General features: G+C 65.6%; 20 protein-coding genes. 10 read left to right on the top strand and 10 right to left on the bottom strand.

Features of this window, described 5'->3' with window-relative positions; all coding sequences use genetic code 11:
• Positions 1 to 14: 14 nt before the first annotated feature.
• A complete protein-coding gene (gene murJ / locus B0E41_RS24820) occupies positions 15 to 1,580 on the bottom strand; it encodes a murein biosynthesis integral membrane protein MurJ (protein WP_077335573.1) in 1,566 nt (521 codons plus the stop codon).
• A 118-nt stretch (positions 1,581 to 1,698) separates the two neighbouring features.
• Here murJ and rpsT point away from each other — a divergent pair, with 118 nt between their 5' ends.
• On the top strand, positions 1,699 to 1,998 hold the full coding sequence (rpsT, locus tag B0E41_RS24815) for a 30S ribosomal protein S20 (protein ID WP_077335571.1): 300 nt from the start codon (positions 1,699 to 1,701) through the stop codon (positions 1,996 to 1,998).
• Between the two features lie 136 nt (positions 1,999 to 2,134).
• Here rpsT and B0E41_RS24810 read toward each other — a convergent pair whose 3' ends face one another.
• Complete coding sequence (locus B0E41_RS24810) at positions 2,135 to 2,962, bottom strand: TIGR00266 family protein (protein ID WP_077335569.1); 828 nt, start codon at positions 2,960 to 2,962, stop codon at positions 2,135 to 2,137.
• Positions 2,963 to 3,163: 201 nt separating this feature from the next.
• Positions 3,164 to 3,481, bottom strand: coding sequence for a DUF3579 domain-containing protein (locus tag B0E41_RS24805; RefSeq protein WP_077335567.1), 318 nt, complete (start codon positions 3,479 to 3,481; stop codon positions 3,164 to 3,166).
• 275 nt (positions 3,482 to 3,756) lie between these two features.
• On the opposite strand from B0E41_RS24805, the gene B0E41_RS24800 reads away from it, so the two are divergent.
• From B0E41_RS24800 to B0E41_RS24785, 4 genes are read left to right on the top strand one after another with little or no spacing between them, the layout of a single operon-like run.
• Positions 3,757 to 4,965, top strand: a complete 1,209-nt coding sequence (locus tag B0E41_RS24800) for an aspartate aminotransferase family protein (protein ID WP_077335565.1) — start codon at positions 3,757 to 3,759, stop codon at positions 4,963 to 4,965.
• Positions 4,962 to 5,909 (top strand): ornithine carbamoyltransferase, encoded by a 948-nt coding sequence (argF, locus tag B0E41_RS24795; RefSeq protein ID WP_077335563.1) that lies wholly within the window; start codon positions 4,962 to 4,964, stop codon positions 5,907 to 5,909. The genes B0E41_RS24800 and argF overlap by 4 nt, the downstream gene beginning before the upstream one ends.
• An 18-nt stretch (positions 5,910 to 5,927) precedes the next feature.
• On the top strand, positions 5,928 to 6,248 hold the full coding sequence (locus B0E41_RS24790) for a YkgJ family cysteine cluster protein (RefSeq protein WP_077335561.1): 321 nt from the start codon (positions 5,928 to 5,930) through the stop codon (positions 6,246 to 6,248).
• Between the two features lie 16 nt (positions 6,249 to 6,264).
• Complete coding sequence (locus B0E41_RS24785) at positions 6,265 to 7,179, top strand: class I SAM-dependent methyltransferase (protein WP_077335559.1); 915 nt, start codon at positions 6,265 to 6,267, stop codon at positions 7,177 to 7,179.
• A 233-nt stretch (positions 7,180 to 7,412) separates the two neighbouring features.
• Here B0E41_RS24785 and B0E41_RS24780 read toward each other — a convergent pair whose 3' ends face one another.
• Both B0E41_RS24780 and B0E41_RS24775 read right to left on the bottom strand, forming a co-directional pair.
• Entirely contained in the window at positions 7,413 to 9,278 is a 1,866-nt protein-coding gene (locus B0E41_RS24780) for a ferrous iron transporter B (protein ID WP_077335557.1), read from the bottom strand.
• A 2-nt stretch (positions 9,279 to 9,280) separates the two neighbouring features.
• Complete coding sequence (locus B0E41_RS24775; protein WP_077335555.1) at positions 9,281 to 9,595, bottom strand: FeoA family protein; 315 nt, start codon at positions 9,593 to 9,595, stop codon at positions 9,281 to 9,283.
• A gap of 196 nt (positions 9,596 to 9,791) precedes the next feature.
• On the opposite strand from B0E41_RS24775, the gene kynB reads away from it, so the two are divergent.
• The 4 genes from kynB (at position 9,792) to B0E41_RS24755 (ending at position 13,820) form a co-directional block, all read left to right on the top strand.
• Positions 9,792 to 10,418: an arylformamidase gene (kynB, locus tag B0E41_RS24770; protein ID WP_077335553.1), complete on the top strand. Its 627-nt coding sequence runs from the start codon at positions 9,792 to 9,794 to the stop codon at positions 10,416 to 10,418.
• 20 nt (positions 10,419 to 10,438) lie between these two features.
• Entirely contained in the window at positions 10,439 to 11,713 is a 1,275-nt protein-coding gene (gene kynU, locus B0E41_RS24765) for a kynureninase (RefSeq protein ID WP_077335551.1), read from the top strand.
• A gap of 11 nt (positions 11,714 to 11,724) precedes the next feature.
• Positions 11,725 to 12,603, top strand: a complete 879-nt coding sequence (kynA, locus tag B0E41_RS24760; RefSeq protein WP_077335549.1) for a tryptophan 2,3-dioxygenase — start codon at positions 11,725 to 11,727, stop codon at positions 12,601 to 12,603.
• 125 nt (positions 12,604 to 12,728) lie between these two features.
• Positions 12,729 to 13,820 (top strand): crosslink repair DNA glycosylase YcaQ family protein, encoded by a 1,092-nt coding sequence (locus tag B0E41_RS24755; protein ID WP_077335547.1) that lies wholly within the window; start codon positions 12,729 to 12,731, stop codon positions 13,818 to 13,820.
• 127 nt (positions 13,821 to 13,947) lie between these two features.
• On the opposite strand, the gene B0E41_RS24750 is transcribed toward B0E41_RS24755, so the two are convergent.
• The 3 genes from B0E41_RS24750 to B0E41_RS24740 all read right to left on the bottom strand — a co-directional run bounded on the left by B0E41_RS24750 (position 13,948) and on the right by B0E41_RS24740 (position 17,565).
• On the bottom strand, positions 13,948 to 14,922 hold the full coding sequence (locus B0E41_RS24750) for a tripartite tricarboxylate transporter substrate binding protein (protein WP_077335545.1): 975 nt from the start codon (positions 14,920 to 14,922) through the stop codon (positions 13,948 to 13,950).
• 194 nt (positions 14,923 to 15,116) lie between these two features.
• Complete coding sequence (locus B0E41_RS24745) at positions 15,117 to 16,334, bottom strand: FAD-dependent monooxygenase (protein ID WP_077335543.1); 1,218 nt, start codon at positions 16,332 to 16,334, stop codon at positions 15,117 to 15,119.
• 292 nt (positions 16,335 to 16,626) lie between these two features.
• The gene (locus B0E41_RS24740; RefSeq protein WP_077335541.1) at positions 16,627 to 17,565 is read right to left on the bottom strand and encodes a hypothetical protein; all 939 of its coding nucleotides are present in this window, start codon (positions 17,563 to 17,565) and stop codon (positions 16,627 to 16,629) included.
• 96 nt (positions 17,566 to 17,661) lie between these two features.
• Between B0E41_RS24740 and B0E41_RS27280 the strand changes: the two genes are divergently transcribed.
• Complete coding sequence (locus B0E41_RS27280) at positions 17,662 to 17,826, top strand: hypothetical protein (RefSeq protein ID WP_171984872.1); 165 nt, start codon at positions 17,662 to 17,664, stop codon at positions 17,824 to 17,826.
• 73 nt (positions 17,827 to 17,899) lie between these two features.
• Here B0E41_RS27280 and B0E41_RS24730 read toward each other — a convergent pair whose 3' ends face one another.
• The gene (locus tag B0E41_RS24730) at positions 17,900 to 19,972 is read right to left on the bottom strand and encodes a putative Ig domain-containing protein (RefSeq protein ID WP_171984871.1); all 2,073 of its coding nucleotides are present in this window, start codon (positions 19,970 to 19,972) and stop codon (positions 17,900 to 17,902) included.
• Positions 19,973 to 20,118: 146 nt separating this feature from the next.
• Entirely contained in the window at positions 20,119 to 21,033 is a 915-nt protein-coding gene (locus B0E41_RS24725; protein ID WP_171984870.1) for a helix-turn-helix domain-containing protein, read from the bottom strand.
• Positions 21,034 to 21,093 lie beyond the last annotated feature (60 nt).

The following is a 21,093-nucleotide window of genomic DNA, read 5'->3' as shown; positions in this document are numbered from 1 at the left end:
ACGCGCCCTATCCCCTATTTTCGGACGAATTGCCGAAGTTTTAACCCTGAAAGCAACAAGGCCACAAAGTAGATCGCTGCCGCACCCACCACACACAGCGCCAGCAGGCCCACACGCTCCAGCGCCCGGCCCTCAAAATCGGTCCAGTTCTCGGCGCCTGCCGCCCAGAGCAGAAACACCGCCATCAAGGCACTGGCCGCCACCACCTGCAAGGCAAACCGGCCCCAGCCAGGCAACGGCTGGTAGGCGCCGCGACGGCGCAGGCCGATCAGCAGCAACAGCGCGTTGAGCGCCGCACCCAAACCGATCGACAGCGCCAGCCCCGCGTGCGCGAGATGGGGCACAAACAACAGGTTCATGCCCTGTGTGAGCACCAGCACCAGCACGGCAATCAGCGCCGGGGTGCGAATGTCCTGTCGGGCGTAAAAGCCCGGCGCCAGCACCTTGATCGCCACCAGCCCCAACAATCCGGCGCCGTAGCCCATCAACGCGAGGGAGGTCTGTTGCACGTCGCGCTCGGTGAACGCACCGTAGTGGTACAGCCCCGACACCAGGGGTTTGGCAAAGGTCAGCAAGGCCAGCGCACAGGGCACCGCCAGCAACACCATCAGGCGCAGGCCCCAGTCCAGCAACTGGCTGTAGCGCGCGCCGTCTTCCTGGGCCTTTGCGGCCGAGAGCTGCGGCAGCAGCACGACACCCAGGGCCACACCCAGCATGGCGGTGGGAAATTCCATCAACAGGTCGGCATAAGACAGCCAGCTCACGCTGCCCGGCGTCAGGTGCGAGGCAATCTGGGTGTTGATCAGCAGCGAGATCTGCGCCACGCTCACGCCCAGCAGCGCTGGCAGCATCAGCGTGGTGACGCGGCGGGTGCCCGGGTGGGTCCAGGCCTTTTTCAGCGAAGACCAGCGCAGCCCCACACGCGGCAACATGCCGATGCGAAGCAGCGCCGGAATCTGCACCCCCAGCTGCAACATGCCACCCAGCATCACGCCACCGGCCATTGCGTAGATGGGCTCGATGCCCAGTGTCTTGAACCAGGGCGCCCCCAGCCAGGCCGCACCGATCATGGCCACGTTGAGCAGCACCGGCGTGGCCGCCGGCACGGCGAAACGCTTCCAGGTGTTCAACACGCCGGCCGAGAGCGCCACCAGCGACATGAAGCCAATGTAGGGAAACATCCAGCGCGTCATGAACACCGCCGCCTCAAAGCCCTGTGCGCTCTGCTTCAAACCGCTGGCCATGGCCCAGACCAGGATCGGCGAGGCCGCCACGCCCAGCACACAGGTGACCAGCAGTGCCCAGACCAGCACCGTGGCGATCTGGTCCACCAGTTCGCGCGTGGCCTCGTCGCCTTGGGTGGCGCGCGCGCCCGCCAACACCGGCACAAAAGCCTGGCTGAAGGCGCCCTCGGCGAACAACCGCCGGAACATGTTGGGGATGCGAAACGCCACATTGAAGGCGTCAGTCAGGGGACTCGCGCCGAACATGGAGGCCAGGAGCAACTGACGCACGAGGCCGGTGATGCGCGACGCCAGCGTCAGAAGGGAAACCAGGGAGGCGGATTTGAAGAGTGACACGGGCGAAGTTTAACCACGCCCCCTCGCCGTGAAGCCCTGGGACTGGTCGAACGCTGTGGCCGTGCTAAAATCGCGGGCTTTGCTGGCAACATCCCCAAACATTTGAAGGAATTTCACCATGGCAACCAAGCCGAAGAAAAAGAACCCCCGCCTGGCCTCTGGCCGCAAACGCGTCCGCCAGGACGTCAAGATCAACGCCGCGAACACCTCGCTGCGTTCCAAATACCGCACCGCCGTCAAGAACGTTGAAAAAGCCGTTCTGGCTGGCGACAAGACCAAGGCGACCGAACTGTTCGCCAAGATGCAACAAGTGGTGGACATCGTTGCCGACAAGGGCATCTTCCACAAGAACAAGGCCGCTCGCGACAAGAGCCGCCTGTCGACCAAGGTCAAGGCCCTGGCACTCGCTGCCGCTTAATTGCAGCATTCACCGGCCTGATCCGTCAGGCCATCAGCCCGGACCATCCCGGTCCGCCGTTTGAAACGGTGCGCTGCCAGCAAAAAGTGAAAAACCGCCTTCGGGCGGTTTTTTCATGGGCGCCTCAAAAGCGCTGTCAGTCGTCATCCCCACCGATGAAGCCGCCAAGCAGACCCCCAGCCAGTCCACTCGTCAAACCGCCTTGCTCGCCGCCACGGCCACCGCCGCCCTGCATCCTGGGCGCGGCCGCGAAGATGCGCGAGGCCAGGCGCGCGAACGGCAGCGACTGGATCCACACCGTGCCCGGGCCGCGCAGCACCGCAAAGAACAGGCCCTCGCCACCAAACAGCGCCGTCTTCACGCCGCCGACAAACTGGATGTCGAAGTCCACATCGGGCGTATAGGCCACCACGCAGCCTGTGTCCACACGCAACACCTCGCCAGGCTGCAGCCGGCGCTCGAGCACCGTGCCGCCGGAGTGCACAAAGGCCAGGCCGTCGCCTTCGAGCTTCTGCATGATGAAGCCTTCGCCGCCGAAGAACCCGGTGCCCAGCTTGCGCTGGAACGCGATACCGAGCGACACGCCCTTGGCTGCACAGAGGAACGCGTCGCGCTGACAGATCAGGGTGCCGCCGTAACGGCTCAGGTCGAACGGCATGATCTTGCCGGCGTAGGGCGCGGCAAACGCCACCTTCTTCTTGCCGCGGCCGTCGTTGGTGTAGACCGTGGTGAACAGCGATTCACCCGTGATCAGACGCTTGCCCGCGCCGAGCAGCTTGCCGAACAGGCCGGCCGAGCCCGACGCGGCAGAACCATCGCCGAACACGGTGTCCATCCGGATGCCATCTTCCATGTACATCATGCTGCCGGCCTCACCGATCGCGGCCTCGCCGGGGTCGAGCTCGATCTCGACGCACTGCATGTCGTCGCCGTGCAAAAAGTAGTCAACGTCGTCCATCGCCATGAAGGATCACTCCTGAAACAGGGCACATGCCCGATCAGCGGAGGATAGCGGATGCGATGCGTGACAGAGCGACGCCGCAGTCAGCGCCAAAAAACCACGCCGGAGCGAAGTGCCCAAACCCGGAACGCGGCGGAACTGGCTTTGCCAGGCCGCTCGCGTTGCCCCCTTTGAGGAGGTCGCGCGCAGCGCGGCGGGGGTACTTCAGATCTTGTCCGGCATCAAGCAGGCTTCCACCACCTGCAGGTCGTTGTCGCGCGCGAAATGCATGACGAAATCCCAGGCCATGGGTTCGGCTTCGCGCAGGTCGGTGCTCACCACCACCACTTTCACCCCGTTCATCACCGTGGGCACGCACCAGGACGAGTAGGCGATGTGACTGCCCTGCATGGCCTTGCCGCCACCTGGGCGGAACTGACTCATCACACCCGCCAACCGCTCGGCCCAGTCACTGGGGCGAAAGGCGCGCCCCGTACTGGTGACGCCCTGGATGAACACTTGCTTGGCAGCGGGTTGAGCCATCGGTGGAGTGCAGAAAAGGCCTTCGGATGGAGGGCGCGGGAGGGTGAAAAAGCCACCGAAGTGTCGAGGATCGCTCGTTCTCGGTGAGGTGGGTATTCTATCTTATATAAGACTCAAGCTCAGGGAAAACCCGGACCAACCGACCGAGGTGTGCCGCATGGCTCTGATGCCCAACAAGCAAAGATGATGCCGGTGCCTGCGCCTAAAATCGCTTTTCAACGGCTCAACCTGCGTTGAGCCGCTTTCTTTTGGCCCCTTCCAACCCGGAGTTCCGCATGAATGCCGCCGCCCCCGCCGCCCCGTCGTCGCCCCACGTGATGAACACCTACGGCCGACTGCCGATCGCCATGTCGCACGGCAAAGGCTGCCGCGTCTGGGACGTGAACGGCAAGGAATACCTGGACGCGCTGGCCGGCATCGCCGTCAACACCCTGGGCCACGGCCACCCCAAACTGGTGCCCGCGCTGCAGGAGCAGGTGGCCAAGATGATGCATTGCTGCAACTACTACCACGTGCCCGACCAGGAAAAACTGGCACAGCTGCTGGTGGAGCGTTCGGGCCTCTCCAACGTGTTCTTCTGCAGCACCGGACTGGAGGCCAACGAAGCCGCCTTGAAGCTGGCGCGCAAGTACGGCCACGACAAAGGCATTGAGCGCCCGGAGATCGTGGTGTACGAAAAGGCCTTCCATGGCCGATCGATTGCCACGCTCTCGGCCACCGGCAACCCCAAGATCCAGGCCGGGTTCGGCCCGCTGGTCGAGGGTTTCATCCGCGTGCCGGTGAACGACATTGAGGCGCTGAAACAGGCCACCGAAGGCAACCCCAACGTGGTGGCCGTGTTCTTTGAAACGATTCAGGGCGAAGGCGGCATCAACCCGATGCGCGTGCAGTACCTGCAGGACGTGCGCGCGTTGTGCGACGCCAAGAACTGGCTGCTCATGATCGACGAGGTGCAGTGCGGCATGGGCCGCACCGGCAAGTGGTTTGCCCACCAGTGGGCGGGCATCAAGCCGGACGTGATGCCGCTGGCCAAGGGTCTGGGCTCTGGCGTGCCGATCGGCGCGGTGGTGGCCGGCCCCAAGGCCGCCCACATCTTCCAACCGGGCAACCACGGCACCACCTTCGGCGGCAACCCGCTGGCCATGCGCGCCGGGGTGGAAACCATCCGCATCATGGAAGAAGACGGTCTGCTGGAAAACGCCGCCACGGTGGGCGCTCACCTGCGGGACACGCTGGCCAAAGGCCTGGCGGGCAACCCGGGCTTGAAAGAAATCCGAGGCCAGGGCCTGATGATCGGCATCGAGCTGAACAAGCCCTGCGGCGAGATCACGCAGCGCGCGGCCGACGCCGGCCTGCTGCTGTCTGTCACGGCCGACAGCGTGATCCGCCTGGTGCCGCCGCTGATCATGACCACCGCCGAGGCCGACGAAGTCGCGGCCATCCTGTTGCCCCTCATCACCACCTTCTTGACGGAAAACGCATGAGCATCCGCCACTACCTCCAGTTCAAGGACCTCGGCGCCGACGAGTACGCCTACCTGCTCACGCGCGCGGCCTTCATCAAGGCCAGGTTCAAGGCCTTCGAAAAGCACCAGCCCTTCGCCGACCCGGACCGCACGCTGGCCATGATCTTCGAGAAGGCCAGCACACGCACCCGCGTGAGCTTCGAGGCCGGCATGTACCAGCTCGGTGGCTCGGTGGTGCACCTGACCACGGGCGACAGCCAGCTCGGCCGCGCCGAGCCCATCGAAGACAGCGCCAAGGTCATCAGCCGCATGGTGGACATGGTGATGATCCGCACCTACGAGCAGAGCAAGCTGGAGCGCTTCGCCGCGCACTCGCGCGTGCCGGTCATCAACGGCCTGACCAACGAGTTCCACCCCTGCCAGATCCTGGCCGACCTGTTCACCCTGGTCGAGCACCGCCCGGCCGCCAGCGGCAACCCGCTGGATGCGCTCAAGGGCAAAGTGGTGGCGTGGGTGGGCGACGGCAACAACATGGCCAACACCTGGCTGCAAGCTGCCGAACTGCTGGACTTCACGGTGCACGTGAGCACGCCCAGCGGCTACGAGGTGGACCCGAAGCTGGCCGGCATCTCCAACCCAGGCTGCTACAAGGTCTTCAAGGACCCAAAGGCCGCCTGCGCCGGCGCGGACCTCGTGACCACCGACGTCTGGACCAGCATGGGCTACGAGGCCGAAAACGAGGTGCGCCGCGCCGCGTTCGCGCAGTGGTGCGTGGACGAAGCCATGATGGCCGTGGCCAAACCCGACGCGCTCTTCATGCACTGCCTGCCCGCGCACCGCGGTGAAGAGGTGAGCGCCGAAGTCATCGACGGCCCACAATCGGTCGTCTGGGACGAGGCCGAGAACCGCATGCATGCGCAGAAGGCGCTGATGGAGTACCTGCTGCTGGGCCGTCTGGGCTGAGCCGCCGCCAACCAACGCATGAGTGCCTGCACCACTTGTGGCGCCTGCTGCGCCAGCTTTCGCGTGGACTTCTCGGTGCACGAAACCCAGTCTGAGGGTGGCAGCGTTCCCGACGGTCTGTGGGTGCCGGTGACAGACAGCATCGCCCGCATGCGCGGCACCGACCACGGGCAACCCCGTTGCGCCGCGCTCTCGGGCCGCATCGGTGAAAGAGCCACCTGCGGCATCTACGAGTGGCGACCCAACCCCTGCCGCGAATTCGAAGAAGGCAGCGATGCCTGCGGCCAGGCGCGCCGCCGCCATGGGCTTTCACCGTTGAGCGCATCCTTCGGCGGCTGACCCGCACATCCACTCCATGCAAGCCCTGCTCGACGCCATCGCCACGGTGGCCATGCCCACTGACGCGCAACGCTTCTTCCACGGGCGCGGCGGCTTGCACCCGGGCAACGAGGCCTGGACGCTGGACGCCTTCCCGCCCGTGTGGGTGCTGACCAAATTCGGCGAAACCACGGCCGAAGAACGGGCCGCGGTGACCGCTGCCCTGCAGGCGCGGCAAGCGCAGATCGCGCCCGGCGAACCGCTCAACGCCGTGCTGCAAACCCGCTTCGAGGGCCGCAGCGAAACCACCGTGCTCGCCGGCACCGTGCCCGAGTCACACGTGGTCACCGAAGACGGCGCCAAGTACCGCATCAACCTGCAGCGCGGCCAGAACCACGGCCTGTTTCTCGACATGGCCGAGGGCCGGCGCTGGGTGCGCACGAACGCACAAGGCCACAAGGTGCTCAACCTGTTCGCCTACACCTGCGCTTTCTCGGTGGCAGCACTCCAGGGTGGCGCGAAAGAGGTGGTGAACATCGACATGGCGCAGGGCGCGCTCACCACCGGCCAGCAGAACCACCAGTTGAACGGCATCACCAGCGGTGCCAAGTTCCTCGCGCACGACCTCTTCAGCTCATGGGGCAAGGTCACGCGCATGGGGCCTTACGGGCTGGTGATCGCCGATCCGCCGAGTCACCAGAAGGGTAGCTTCGTGGCCAACAAAGACTGGCCACGCCTGATGCGCCGCCTGCCCGACCTGCTGCGTCCTGGCGGCCACGCCCTGCTCTGCCTGAACGCGCCGCAAATCCCGGAGCGTTTTCTGCACGACCTGCTGGCCGCAGAAGCGCCCGAGCTGGAACTGGTTCAGCGCCTGCCCAACCCGGCGGTGTTCGCCGATGTGTCGCCCGACCGCGCGCTGAAGGTGCTGCTGGCGCGCCTGCCACCGCTTTGAGTCAGTGGCAGCCACCGGACCTGCTGCAACCTTGGCAACGGCCACAAGCCGGCGCACCGGCGCCACTGCGATCCGCAGGCACCGCCATCGATCGGCCCACCCGCCAGCGCCGCAGCGCAGCCCGCAGCAGGTACACCAGCGCCGCCAGCACACACAGTGCAACGATGAAAGACTGCAAACTCACAGACACGCCTTGGCCCTGAGGGCTGCGCGGGGCGCTGGCCGGCGCTGGTTCATGCGGCCCCCCATTGAGAGGCCAGCCGGTAAGTGAACCAGGCCGCGACATAGGCCAATGCAAACAGATAGCCGGCCACGATGGCGACGTGGCGCATGCCACCAGCCTCGCGGCGCACGGCCGCCAACATGGCGACGCACTGCGGCGCGTAGATGAACCAGACCATCAGCGAGAGCGCGGTGGCCATCGACCACTGCCCGGCGATCACGCTGCCCAGCGCATCCGCCACCTGATCTCCTGGCACGCTCAGGGCGTACACCGTGCCGAGCGCCGCCACCACCACCTCGCGGGCCGCCATGGCAGGGGTCAGCGCGACCACGATGCGCCAGTCGAACCCGAGCGGTGCAAACAGCGGTGCCAGCCAATGGCCCAACCGCCCCGCCACGCTGGCCTCGACGGCCGCCCCGGTAAAGCCTTCGGGTGGCGCCGGGTAACTGGAGAGAAACCACAGCAGCACCATCAGCGCCAGGATGATGCCGCCGACCCGCCGCACGAAAATGTGGGCGCGCTCCCAAAGCCCGCGCGCCACGTTGCGCGCACTGGGCCAGCGGTAGGCCGGCAGCTCCATCAGCAGCGGCGTGGGTTGATCGCCATGGCGCCGCGAAACGATGAAGGCCACCGCCATGGCGCTCAAGATGCCAGCCACGTACAACCCGAACAGCACCAGCCCCTGGAGGTTGAACAGCCCCGCCACCTGGCGCTGGGGAATGAAGGCGGCGATCAGCAGCGCATAAACCGGCAACCGTGCGGAGCAAGTCATCAGCGGTGCGACCAGGATGGTCAGCCAGCGGTCGCGCCAGTGGCTGATGGTGCGCGTGGCCATGATCCCCGGCACGGCGCAGGCAAAACTGGACAGCAAGGGGATGAAAGAGCGCCCAGACAACCCCACGGTGCCCATCACGCGGTCCATCAGGAAGGCGGCACGTGGCAGGTAGCCCGAGTCTTCCAGCAAAAAGATGAAGAAGAACAAGATCAGGATCTGCGGCAGGAACACCAGCACCCCGCCGGCGCCGGCAATCACCCCATCAACCAGCAGGCTGCGCAAGGGTCCGTCGGCCATGTGGCTGGACACCTCCCGACCCACCCAGCCCATGCCGGCTTCGATGGTCTCCATGGGCCACGCCGCCCAGGCGAACACCGCCTGGAACATGAGCAGCAGCAGGCCCGCCAGCAACACATAGCCCCAGAACGGATGCATAGCCCATCGGTCGATGCGGTCGCTGAGCGCCCACCGCTGCGCGGGCACCTCCAGTGCATCGACAAGCAGCTCCCGCACTCGGCGGTTCAGCGCCGCAGGGTCGGCTTCGCCGGCGGGCGGCGCCACCGGCGTCCCGGCCTTCAGCCCCTTCGACAGCAGCTCGTCGAGCTGGCGCAGCAGGTCGTGCGCGCCGTCCTTGTGCACACTCACGGCGGTGACCACCGGCATGTTCAAACGCCGCGCCAGGCGGTCGGTGTGAATCTGCATGCCCTGTGACCGCGCCACATCGAACATGTTGAGCACCAGCACCATCGGCAAACCCAGGGCCTGGGCTTCCAGCACCAGACGCAGGTTCAGCTGCAGGTGGGTCGCATCGACCACACAGACCAACAGGTCGGGGCGCACCTCACCCTCTCGCCGGCCCATCACCACGTCGCGTGTGACCGCCTCATCGTGGCTGAGCGGCACGAGGCTGTAGGTGCCTGGCAGGTCCTGCAACTGGGCGCGCCGCCCCTGAGGGGTGACGAACCAGCCTGCCTTGCGCTCGACCGTCACCCCCGCGTAGTTCGCGACTTTCTGGTGCGTACCGGTCAGCAGGTTGAACAGCGCGGTCTTGCCGCAGTTGGGGTTGCCCAACAGGGCCATTTGGGGCACGGCGGTGTCCATGCTCAGTCCGCCCCGCGCAGCGCACGCACCTGCAGCAAAGCGGCCTCGTGCGACCGCAAGGCAAACGTCGATTGCCCGACCCGCACCGCCATCGGTCCCCCGCGCAGCCAGCCTCGCGAGATCACCCGCAGGGTTTCACCCGGCAGAAACCCCACCTCGGCCAGCCGGTGCAGGGTGCGTGCCTGTTCGTCGCCGCTGGCGGGTGCCAGCCCCACCAGTTCGGCGGGTTGGTGCAGCGGCCAACGGTCCAGCCCGACGACCGCCGCATCGCTCGGGGCTGGGCACACACGGGGAAGGCACAGAGCGGTGTTGGACATGGCTGGGCAAGTGAGAAGTTGATGGGCTCAGTGTATTCAGATGACAACGCTTCTCATTTGCTTTAAGTCAAGCCCCCGTCAAATCTGGCTGAGCCGCGCTGTTTTGACTGATTTCGTTTAGGCCTGAAGTATTTTTGAAGGTCGTTGGAAATTACCGACACCATGGTTTTTTTGCCGGTGCTACCTTCACCGCACTATGAAAAAGCTCTGGGACATTTCCCCATCCGTCCACGCTGGTACCCCGGTTTTCCCCGGTGACACCGCCTACTCGCAGCAGTGGGTGGCGAGCATAGGCCCGGGTTGCCCGGTCAACGTGAGCGCCATCACGCTCTCGCCCCACGTGGGTGCGCACGCCGACGCGCCGCTGCACTACGACCCAGAGGGCTCGGCCATTGGCGCGGTGGACCTGCAGGCCTTCATCGGCCCCTGCCGCGTGATCCACGCCATCGGCTGCGGACCGCTGGTGCGGCCCGAGCACATCGCCCACGCCATGGATCACCTCCCGCAGCGGGTGCTGGTCCGCGTTTATGAGCGCATGCCGCAAGACCGCTTCGACCACGCCCTGCCCGCCTTCGCACCCGAGACGGTCACCCTGCTGGCCGACCAGGGCGTGAAGCTCATCGGCATCGACAGCGCGAGCATCGACCCCGCCGACAGCAAGCTGCTGACCAGCCACCAGACCATCCGCCAGCGCGGCCTGCGCGTGCTGGAAAACCTGCTGCTCGACGACGTGCCCGAGGGCGACTACGAACTCATCGCACTGCCCCTGAAGCTCACCACCGCCGACGCGAGCCCGGTGCGCGCGGTACTCAGAGAACTGTAAACACCAGGAGACAAAAACCCATGACCACCCAGCAAGACTGCATCACCCTCGACGCCACCGACCCGTTGCGCGACCTGCGCAAGGCCTTCAACATCCCCGCCGGCACGATCTACCTCGACGGCAACTCGCTGGGCGTGATGCCGGCCGCCACGCCGGCCCGTGTGGCCGACACGGTGGCGCGCGAATGGGGCACCGACCTCATTCAAAGCTGGAACAAAAACGGCTGGTTCGCCATGCCGCAGCAGGTGGGCGACAAGATCGCGCGCCTGATCGGCGCCGGCCCCGGCGAGGTGGTGGCGACCGACAGCACCTCGGTCAACCTGTTCAAGGTGCTGAGCGCGGCCATGAACATCGCGGCCGCCGACGCGCCGCAGCGCCAACGCATCGTGAGCGAGCGCAGCAACTTCCCGACCGACCTCTACATCGCCGAAGCGCTCTGCCAACAGCACGGCATGGAGCTGGTGCTGGTCGAGCCCGAAGCCATCGCCGCGTCGCTCACCGCCGAGGTCGCCATCCTCATGCTCACGCACGTGAACTACCGCACTGGCGCCATGCACGACATGGCCGCTGTGACGGCCGCTGCACACGCCGAGGGCATCCTGACCGTGTGGGACCTAGCGCACAGCGCAGGCGCGGTGCCGGTGGACCTGAAAGAAGCAAAGGCGGACTTCGCCGTGGGCTGCGGCTACAAGTACCTCAACGGCGGCCCGGGCGCACCGGCCTTCGTGTGGGTGAACCCACAGCATGCCGACCGCTTCTGGCAGCCGCTGGCGGGCTGGTGGGGCCACGCCACGCCGTTCGAATTCACGCCCGACTACCGCCCCGCCCCGGGCATCACGCGCTACCAGTGCGGCACACAACCCATCATCAGCCTGGCCGCGCTGGACTGCGGCGTGGACACGCTGCTGACCGCCGAGCCGCTGGGTGGCATGGCCGCGCTGCGCGCCAAGTCGCTGGCGCTGACCGACCTGTTCATTGCGCTGGTGGAAGAACGCTGCGCCGGCCACGGCCTGGGCCTGGCCACACCGCGTGAGCAGGCGCAGCGCGGCTCTCAGGTGTGCCTCACGAAGGACGAAGGCGCCTACGCCATCGTGCAGGCGCTGATCGCGCGCGGCGTGATCGGCGACTACCGCGCCGGTGACGGTGGTCGCCACAAGGACATCCTGCGCTTCGGTTTCACCCCGCTCTACATCGGCTTCGTCGATGTGTGGAACGCGGTCGAGCACCTGAAGCAGGTGCTCGAATCGGGCGAGTGGCAACGCCCCGAGTTCAACCGCAAACACGCCGTGACCTGAAGGAGCCCGCCATGTCCTGCCCCTTCCACGCCGAACCCGACGGCACACCAGCGTCCCGGACCGAAGCCATCGTGGCCGAAGAAAAAGCCCAGCTCGATTTCAGCCAGGACATGAGCTACGGTGACTACCTGCAGCTCGACGCCATCCTGAGTGCGCAGAAACCGCTCTCGCCCGCGCATGACGAGATGCTGTTCATCGTGCAGCACCAGACCAGCGAGCTGTGGATGAAGCTGATGTTGCACGAGCTGCACGCTGCCGTGAAACACATCGCCAACGACGAGCTCAACACCGCGTTCAAGATGCTGGCGCGCGTCTCCAAGATCATGGAGCAGCTGGTGCACGCCTGGGACGTGCTGGCCACCATGACACCGCCCGAGTACAGCGCGCTGCGCCCCTACCTCGCGCAGTCCAGCGGCTTCCAGAGCTTTCAGTACCGCTGCATCGAGTTCGCGATGGGCAACAAGAACGCCGCCATGCTCAAGCCCCACGCGCACAGCCCCGAACGGCTGACGATGGTGCAGGCCGCGTATGAGGCGCCCTCGCTGTACGACGAAGCGCTGCGCCTGCTGGGGCGGCGCGGCATCGCCGTGCCCGAAAGCCACACACAGCGTGACTGGACCCAGCCCTATGAGGCGCACGCCGAGGTTGAGCAGGCCTGGCTCACCGTCTACCGCGATCCGAAACAACACTGGGACCTGTACCAGCTGGGCGAAGAACTCACCGACCTGGAAGACGCCTTCCGCCTCTGGCGCTTCCGCCACGTGACCACGGTCGAGCGCGTGATCGGCTTCAAGCGCGGCACCGGCGGTACGGGTGGCGTCAGCTACCTGCGCAAGATGCTGGACGTCGTCCTTTTCCCGGAAATCTGGACACTGCGCACGGCGTTGTGACCCCCCGCGTCGTGCTGCGCGTCACCCTCCTGGGGGCGATGCGAGCGCCAATGCCAACGCATGCTGGACAGGGCATTTCGCGCCGGACTGGGCGCTGGCACAGCGCACTGCGGCATGATCATGAGATGCCGTCACTCGCCCTCTCCGACCTGCGCCGCTACGCCGTCGCCCGCAGCCTGTTCAAGCCCACCACCCTGCCCAAAGCCATCGCCCGCCTGGGCTTCGTGCAGGCCGACCCGATCCGCTCGCCTGCCCGCGCGCAAGATCTGACGCTGCGCCATCGGGTGAAGGGCTACCGGGCCGGTGACCTGGAGCGGCAATACCCGAAGCTCGCGGTGGAGGAAGACTTCTTCGTCAACTACGGCTTCGTCACACCCGAACTGCACGCGCGCATGCACCCGCGAACCGCGCGCCAGGCATGGCCGCCCGAGCGCTGGGCGCAGGCGCAGGAAGTCTGGCACCACGTGCAACAACGGGGCGAAGCCCACCCGCGCGAGGTGGACGCGCACTTTGCCCATGGCCACACCACCAACTGGTGGGGTGGGCAGTCCAAGGCCAGCACCCAATTGCTCGACGCCATGCACTACCGCGGCCTGCTGCGCGTGGCGCGGCGCGACAACGGCATCCGCCTCTACGCGGCGCACCAGCCGCAGACCGCGCCCGACGACGTGCCCGCCGTGCTGGACCAGTTGGTCGACGTGCTGATGAACAAGTACGCGCCCTTGCCGCAGCCCGGCCTGCGTCAGCTGGTGGCCATGCTCAAGCACGCGGTGCCGCAGTGGCAGGACCAGTTGCGCGCCGCCCTGCAGCGCGCCGTCCAGCGATTGCCCCACGCCGAGGTGGACGGCGTCGCGTGGTACTGGCCGGCGGACGAAGACCCCGGCTCACGCCGCTGGAAGGCACCCGAGGATGCTCGCCTGCTCGCACCGTTCGACCCCGTGGTCTGGGACCGCAACCGCTTCGAACGCCTGTGGGGTTGGGCCTACCGTTTCGAGGCCTACACACCGCCAGCCCAACGCGTGCGCGGCTACTACGCCATGCCGCTGCTGTGGCGCGACCAGGTCATCGGTTGGGGCAACCTGTCGGTGGTGGAGGGGCGGCTGCGTGCTGACCTGGGTTACGTGGACGGACAGCCGCCCAAGGATGAAACGTTCCAGCAGGCGCTGGACACCGAGCTGTCGACCATGGCCGCCTGCCTTGGCGCCGAGCGGAGTTGAACCGGTGCGGGGGTGAGCCGATCCGGAGCGAGATGTCGGAGGCCAGGATGCGGTGGAACCGGCTTCGCCGGGCCACTCGCATCGCCCCCTTGAGGGGGTGACGCGCGCAGCGCGGCGCAGGGGTGGGTCAATTCGGCCTGATGTTGTTCTTCTGAATCACGTCCGCCATCGCCGCCGTGTCCACGCGGATGCGGTTGGCCAAGCCTTCGGGCGAGGTGCCCGCCACCTGCCAGCCCTGGGCCAGGATCTTCTGGCGGATCTCGGGGCGGCGCACGATCTCGGTCAGCAGCGTGGCCAGCCGGTTCACATGGGCCTTGGGCAGGCTGTTGGGCGCGGCGACCGCGTTCCAGATTTCCAGTTGCAGGTCTTTCACGCCCGCCTCGGCCAGGCTCGGCACCTCGGGCACCACGCTGCTGCGCCCGGCCGAGGTCACGCCGATGGCCTTGAGCTTGCCCGCGCGCACCTGGGCCATGGCCAGGCCCGGCGGCAGCAGCGACATCTGGATCTGATCGCCCAGCAGCGCGGTGATCACCTGGGGGTTGCCCGGGTAAGGCACGTGCACCGGCGCGATGCCGGCCTTGGCCTTGAGCAGCTCCATGCCCAGGTGGGCCACGGTGCCGACGCCCGGCGTGCCGTAGTTCCATTTGTCGCCCGACTGGCGCGCGGCCGCGAAGTACGCTGCTCCCGAGGTGTTCACGCTGGCCGGCACGGTGAGCACCAGCGGCGAGGTCGCGATCAGCGACACCGGTGTCAGGTCTTTCAGCGGGTCGTAGGTCGTGGCCGGGTTGAGGATCTTCGCGATGGTCAAGTTGCCGTTGATCATCAGCCCGATGGTGTGGTGGTCGGTGGCACGCGCCACCTGGTCGGCCGCGATGTTGCCGCCGGCCCCGGTCTTGTTCTCCACCACCACCGGCTGCCCCAGCGCCTGCTGCAGCGGCTCGGCGAGCAGCCGCGCCATCAGGTCGGGCGTGGAGCCAGCGGGGAACCCCACTACGATCTTCAACGGTTGGCTGGGCCAAGGGGTCTGGCCGAACACGGGAGATGCGCTGCAGGCCATGGCGATGGCGGCGGCGATGGCGTGGCGGCGTTGGGGCCGGAACATGCGATGACCTCTTGAGGATGAAAACAGACCAGCAGGCTAACAGGCGAGGTGCAGCACCTGCACGCCTACTCACAGCGGCCGTTGCTTCCCCACCGGCGCGAAATGTCCCCACCCAGGATGCGGTGGAACCGGCTCCGCCGGGCCACTCGCATCGCCCCCTTGGGGGGTGACGCCGCAGGCGGCGCGGGGGGTGGTTACACCGGCTCCGGCGGTCCGTTGTACAGCCAGGGGTTGTCAATCAGCGACTCGCCCAGCAACGCCATCGAGGCGTTGCGCGCCCAACGCAGCGGGCCGCTGGCGTGAAAGATGGTGCCGTTGCGCTGCGAGCGGCGCTGCACGCGCGCGTTGCGCTGCCAACGCGTGTCGGCATACCGCGCAAACAGCGCTGACCAGTCTGGCGCATCGCCCGCCGCACCGGCCAGCCGCCCCAAGGTCCAGGCGTCTTCGAGCGCCATCGCCGCGCCTTGTGCGAGGTAAGGCCGCAGCGGATGCGCTGCGTCGCCCAGCAGGGCCACGCGGCCCCGCGCGTGTTCGGCAGCGGCGGACAGCGGCGGGCGGTCGTTGAGCGCCCAGAGCTTCCACTCGGGCACCCGCTCCAGCATCGCCGCAAGATCGGGGCACACCGGCCCCAGCGCACGCAGCAGATCGGCATGGCGCGCTTCGTGGCTCCAGCTCTGTGGGTCGCTGCCGGGCGGGCCGCCATGGTTGCGCCCCAACACCCCCTCGACCACCGCCACCACGTTGAACAGCTCGCCCCGCCGGACCGGGTAATGCACCACGTGCAGGCGCGGCCCCAGCCAGGCCGTCACCACAGGCTCGCTCAGCGCGGAAGGCAGGTCTTGCGCATCCACCATGCCACGGTAGGCCAGGTGTCCGCTCACGCGCGCCGGCTGCACGCCCTGCATCTCCAGGCGGACGCGGCTCCAGAGACCATCAGCGCCGATCAGCGCGTCGGCCTCGAACACCGCCTCGTTTTCGCAAGTCACTTTCAGACCGGTGGCGCATTCTTCGTAGCTCGACAGCCGGGTGCCCAGGTGCAGGCGCACCCCGCTTTCGTGCTGAAGTGCATCCAACAACAGGCCGTGCAGATCGGCTCGGTGGATGGCGGCATAGGGCTGCCCGTAACGCGCACGGGCCAGCGCACCCAGCCGCAGATGGCCCAGGTGCGTGGCGCTGTGGGCATCGCGCACGTCCAGGGCTTCGGGGAAGGCCGCAAAGTCGTGCAAAGCATTGATCAGGCCCCAGTCGTTCAGCACCCGAACCGCATTGGGCCCCAGCTGAATGCCCGCCCCCACCTCACCGAACGCGCTCGCCTGTTCCAGCAGGTCGACCTGCACCCCAGCGCGGGACAGCGCCAATGCACAAGCCAGACCCCCGATGCCGCCGCCAGCCACCACCACCGTGTTTGTCATGGCGGGGATTGTGCTCGCGCGAGCATGAACCAACTTGACGAAAGTCAGAGACAGAGACGATTCGCCGCCGGGCCAGCCCACGGCGAACCAAGCCCCTCGGGGGGAACGACCCGCGCAGCGGCGGAGTGTGGGGGCTACATCGATCCGGCGCCGGGCCGCCCCAAGCCGGGTCAGCCCCCTCGGGGGGCAGCGACAAGTCATGGCCGCCCGAGTATCTGGTCCAAACCAACGCCATGAACGAGTCCCATGGGGAGGTCGGCAGGCAAGGCATCCACGAGCCCTATGGGGGTGTTCAGAACTTTTTGCCTGGGACCCACGGCGCGCCTTTGACACGCGCGGGGTCGACATAAAAGGTCTTGATCGGCACCAGCTCGGAGCGGCCCTTGAGATCGGGGTTGGTTTCCTCGACTTCCTGGCTGCGCGTCAGGGGCTTGTCCGCGGCCTGCGCGAACATCGGGCGGATGCAACCTTCACGTGCTTCTTCGGCCCGTTCGGCCGAGATCGGTCGGCGCTTGGCAAAGGACTGTGGCCCGAGGTGCAGCGTCTCGCCCACCAGCCGCACGGGTTGGCTCAGGTCGATGATGTTTTGCTCGGCGTTGAAGCCCACCAGCACCTTGGCCGCGCCGCGCAGTTCGTACTGCACAACCTTGTAGCGCTTCGGGCCGTTTCGGGTGGCTGAGCCGTAGGGCGCGTCGGGATCGTTCTCAGAGCTGCCGATGTAGAAGTAGCGCGCCTGCGCCGCGGGTACGGGCGGCAGCGGGTATCGCTCGGCCCAGTTGTTGTGTGTGTCTGCAAACAGCCGGCGGAACTCAGCCGGCTCGGCGTTGGTGGCGGAATAGGCGAACACCGGCTTCACGGCGTTTGACATCGAATAGCCGTCGATTTCGAACTCGCTTTTCGACGCATCTTTGGCAGGGCGGGCCAGCGCGGGGAACTGTGGCCGCGGCACTTTCACTTCATTGAGCTGGATGTCCTTGCCGTTGGGCGCGAGCTTCCAGTGCCCGGCCAGCAGCAAATCGATCGAACCGCCCATGAAGGCGAAGCAGAAGGTACGGTCATCGAGCACGGCCATCTGGGCCATGGTCTCGCTGCCTGACTGCACGTATTCGCCCACGAAGGCGCGTTCGGCGGGGGCAAGCGGCGTGGCTGCTTCGATAGGCGGGGTCATGGTGGCGGTGGTGAAGAACACCAAGGTCAGCGCGGTGGTGGTAAAGGCAGTGGTGCGTTGCATGGAACGGGTGGGTTTGGGTACGGGGGCCGTTGAGGGGTGAACATCCCAGGTCTGTCGCACGCAGTGGCCGTGACCACGGCGGACGTGTCAGACCTTATGGACATGCTGTCGCTTGCGTTGCTGCTTGCGTTGCTGCTTGCGTTGCTGCTTGCGGTGAATGCTCTCGGAGCAGTGGTGTCCGTCGTGTCTGGAACGACGGCTGCCGGGCTGCTGCGCAAGGGTTTGGAAGCACCACAGCGGTGGCTGTGGGCGCTCGAGTGATTGGGGTAGCCGCGGGGTCGTCACCACCGCCACTGGCTGTGACCAGAAGACGGATGCCCAAAAACATGGCCCATCAAGGCGCGCACGCCAACGCACCCATTGCCCGTCCGTCTGATGCGGCGCCGCAGGCTGCCGAAGTGGCCTTGGGGCGATAGTCTTTAAGGCTCACATTGGTGAGCTGCGCGGCGGTCTTCTTGGAGTGCGCGTCCTTGCTGTAGGTGGTGCGCCATGCAGACCAGTCCAGATTGGTGGCATACCAGCCATAGCCAAAAACGTAGGCGTATGACGAGTCAATCAGGTTGTAGTCAAAGCGGCCTTCCGCGCTCAGCGTCTTGTTTTGTGACGACAGATCCAGGCTGTTGTCAGGGAACTTGCAGTTGATGGATGCGTAGGCAAAGGAATTGTCGGGAATGAGAATATTGTCCCGCACGATGAAGTTCTTGCTGTCCGGATCGCCCACCACGCATCCGAAGTCAATGCTCCCCAATAGGGTGTTGTGGCGTATGTCGATGTCGCGTATGTAGCCGGGCTGCTGTCCAATCGATATGCCGCCGATCAGCACATTCCAGGACACTTCTATGCGGTCCTGCGTGTATTGGCTGGCCAAATGGATCGCGCCCGACGCGCAGTCGTGGAAGTAGTTGCCCCGGAAGGTGTTGCGCTGGCCGTTGTCCTTGTCCTTGAAGCAGGGGCCGTCAATCCCCCAGACCTCGTTGTTTTCAACCAAGGCACTGCGCACGTTGTACATGATGGACGCGCCACCGTGGAAGTTGGCCGTTGTATCGCCGTGAAGGCCCGATCCGCGGTCAAACAGGTCGTGGAAGATGTTGTCCTGGATGATGATACGGTCGTAGTACTGGTTGTCCGCAAAGAAAATGAACGATGGGTTCTCGGATTGGCTGGGGTCGTACAGGTGGTGCATGTGGTTGCGCCGAAAGACAAGGTCGCTCTGGCTGCCATCTACATGGAAGCCGTGGTGGCTGAAGTTGAAAATCTCCAGCCCCTCCACCCAGGTGTGCGATGAGCGCGGGTTGATGTTGGTGAAGTTCAAGTTGATGGCTGGCATGGCATCGCCGGGGTAGCCCACAAGGCGCGTGATCTTGCCGGCCACAAAGTCAAAGCCGCCGGTATAGCTGCCGCCGCGCACATACAAGGTGTCGCCAGTCGCACCTTTTGTGAGGGCATGGGCGATGGTCTTCCAGGGGGAGGCCAGGGTTCCGGTGCCAGTGCTGTCATTGCCGGAGGGCGATACAAAGTAAAAGCCGCTGCTGGTGACTTGCACGCTGAGCGTTTGGTCGACAGCCGAGCCCAGCGAATCGGTTGCCCGCAGCGTGATGGAAACAGGGCTTGCCGCACTGGCGGGTGCTGTCCACGACAGCTCACCGGTGCCTGCTGCGATGGTCACGCCTGAAGGTGCGGTAACGACGGAATAGGTGTACGGTGCCTGCCCGCCGATGACCCCGACGCGGTAGCGGTAGGGCACGCCAGGGTAGGCGGTGGCCGGTGCCCAGCTGATGATCTCCACCGGACCAATCACCGACACGGGATAGCCGCTGGCCGGTACTACCGCCGAGGCGGTGCTGGCGTTGAGCGCAGCACTTGCTGCAGACGCATTGGCCGCCGCATCGACCGCCTTCACCGTAATCGCATAACTGGTAGAGGCGGTCAGACCGGTCAAGGTGAAGTGGGTGGCACTGGGTGAGCCGACCAGCGTGCCGTCGCGGTATACCTTGTAAGCCACTACACCTACGTTGTCCGTACTGGCCGTCCAGCTGACCGTCAGGCTGGTGCTGGCGACATTGCTTGCCGCCAAACCAGCAGGGACGCTCGGGGCCGTGGTGTCAGGCGCCGAGGGTCGTGCTGGCGCTCGCGCTGGTTTGCGAAAGATATGGAGCACCGAGGCTTTGGGCTGGATGCTGAGGTCGGTGTCTGCAAGATGCTGCTTCGAAACCGGAGCGGCCGTTGCAGCATCGCCAGCCGCATCGCCACCACCGCCGCACGAGGCCAGGGTCGCCGCAAGTGCCACAAGCAACAACACTCGGCCGCTGCGGCGCCTCAGTTCGTGCATAGGGGGAGTCGTCATGGCGATGGCCATGGTCTGTTCGGTGAGCAGCGGCAATGCAGTTTCCAACTCTTCAAAACCCACGAGGCCAAACCTGGAAGCATGACCGAACACCTTTGTGCACTGGGCAAACAAAAGCCACGGATGCTACGGAAGTGCGGGGATGCGGTCTTGAATCGAAACGACATTTGCGGCGCATGCACACGCCTGTGGGCAGGACCCTGAGCGATTCAACGCGCCTTCAGCGCCTGCCTCAAACGGTAAGGCCAATAGGACTCTTGGGTCTCAATGGCCCACTGCAATTCAGTAGGACTCAAGCCTGAGAAACGCTTCACTTCTCTGGAGAAATGCGCCTGGTCAGAGAATCCCATCGTGTGGGCCACATCCACCAAAGACTGGCCACCAAACGCGTTGGACGCATGTCCTCGCGTCAACATTGACTCCATGCGCACCAGTCCACGCAGTGCACGCATGGGGAGGCCCAATTGCCCTTTTGTCCGCCGCTCGCGTTGGCGCGTGCTGTGCCCAGGCGTTGAAGTTGACGCGCGCAACGCCACCGCATCAACCCAGTCATTGAACAAGGACAGACCATCCGGCGGCACTGTCACCGACAGTGGAGCACGCACTGGTGCCCAACGAGGCATTAAAAATGCTTCAATGATTTGAATGCGCGCCAGATCATCGCTGGCCCGCAGGACGGCAATCGCCATCTGCTGCCAATCTTTGCCCAGTACGGTTTGCAAGTTTCTGGCCTGATCAAGCAAACTGGCCACATTCAAATGTGTCAGCGCATGAAATGCATCCGGAAAAAAGGTCAGGGAAAATCCAACGTCAGGGCCATGGTTTTGCCAAACGCTGGGCTGCGTGCGGGGGCCACGCAAGACAACACGCCTGGAGGACGGGGGCCATTCATCCTCTCCGATATGCATGGATGATCTGCCACCGTGAATCGACCAAACGATGCTGACCAGAGGAGACACCGGCAAATGACTCAAGCGCTGCTTGGGACTCAGTGGGGCATCCAACGTATCACGCACCACATACGCACACACGCAATCTGCCAGTTGGGGCGAAGGCAGGAACAGCGATGTGCGCGTATCGGGGTGTATTGCCCCGTCATCCACATCGAGATGGTTCAGTGCCATGTTTTGCATTCAACAACGAGGTGATCTACCTCCAAGGGGCCTTTGCTTTCGACCGGGATG

This window comes from Hydrogenophaga sp. A37 (assembly GCF_002001205.1).
Classification (GTDB): Bacteria; Pseudomonadota; Gammaproteobacteria; order Burkholderiales; family Burkholderiaceae_C; genus Hydrogenophaga.
This window is presented reverse-complemented; position numbering and strand designations above follow the sequence as displayed.

Excerpts from the sequence above, each read along its gene's own strand:
- rpsT (WP_077335571.1), top strand. The coding sequence starts at position 1,699 with ATGGCAACCAAGCCGAAGAAAAAGAACCCCCGCCTGGCCTCTGGCCGC.
- B0E41_RS24810 (WP_077335569.1), bottom strand. The coding sequence starts at position 2,962 with ATGGCGATGGACGACGTTGACTACTTTTTGCACGGCGACGACATGCAG.
- B0E41_RS24805 (WP_077335567.1), bottom strand. The coding sequence starts at position 3,481 with ATGGCTCAACCCGCTGCCAAGCAAGTGTTCATCCAGGGCGTCACCAGT.
- B0E41_RS24800 (WP_077335565.1), top strand. The coding sequence starts at position 3,757 with ATGAATGCCGCCGCCCCCGCCGCCCCGTCGTCGCCCCACGTGATGAAC.
- argF (WP_077335563.1), top strand. The coding sequence starts at position 4,962 with ATGAGCATCCGCCACTACCTCCAGTTCAAGGACCTCGGCGCCGACGAG.
- B0E41_RS24790 (WP_077335561.1), top strand. The coding sequence starts at position 5,928 with ATGAGTGCCTGCACCACTTGTGGCGCCTGCTGCGCCAGCTTTCGCGTG.
- B0E41_RS24785 (WP_077335559.1), top strand. The coding sequence starts at position 6,265 with ATGCAAGCCCTGCTCGACGCCATCGCCACGGTGGCCATGCCCACTGAC.
- B0E41_RS24780 (WP_077335557.1), bottom strand. The coding sequence starts at position 9,278 with ATGGACACCGCCGTGCCCCAAATGGCCCTGTTGGGCAACCCCAACTGC.
- B0E41_RS24775 (WP_077335555.1), bottom strand. The coding sequence starts at position 9,595 with ATGTCCAACACCGCTCTGTGCCTTCCCCGTGTGTGCCCAGCCCCGAGC.
- kynB (WP_077335553.1), top strand. The coding sequence starts at position 9,792 with ATGAAAAAGCTCTGGGACATTTCCCCATCCGTCCACGCTGGTACCCCG.
- kynU (WP_077335551.1), top strand. The coding sequence starts at position 10,439 with ATGACCACCCAGCAAGACTGCATCACCCTCGACGCCACCGACCCGTTG.
- kynA (WP_077335549.1), top strand. The coding sequence starts at position 11,725 with ATGTCCTGCCCCTTCCACGCCGAACCCGACGGCACACCAGCGTCCCGG.
- B0E41_RS24755 (WP_077335547.1), top strand. The coding sequence starts at position 12,729 with ATGCCGTCACTCGCCCTCTCCGACCTGCGCCGCTACGCCGTCGCCCGC.
- B0E41_RS24750 (WP_077335545.1), bottom strand. The coding sequence starts at position 14,922 with ATGTTCCGGCCCCAACGCCGCCACGCCATCGCCGCCGCCATCGCCATG.
- B0E41_RS24745 (WP_077335543.1), bottom strand. The coding sequence starts at position 16,334 with ATGACAAACACGGTGGTGGTGGCTGGCGGCGGCATCGGGGGTCTGGCT.
- B0E41_RS24740 (WP_077335541.1), bottom strand. The coding sequence starts at position 17,565 with ATGCAACGCACCACTGCCTTTACCACCACCGCGCTGACCTTGGTGTTC.
- B0E41_RS27280 (WP_171984872.1), top strand. The coding sequence starts at position 17,662 with ATGGACATGCTGTCGCTTGCGTTGCTGCTTGCGTTGCTGCTTGCGTTG.
- B0E41_RS24725 (WP_171984870.1), bottom strand. The coding sequence starts at position 21,033 with ATGGCACTGAACCATCTCGATGTGGATGACGGGGCAATACACCCCGAT.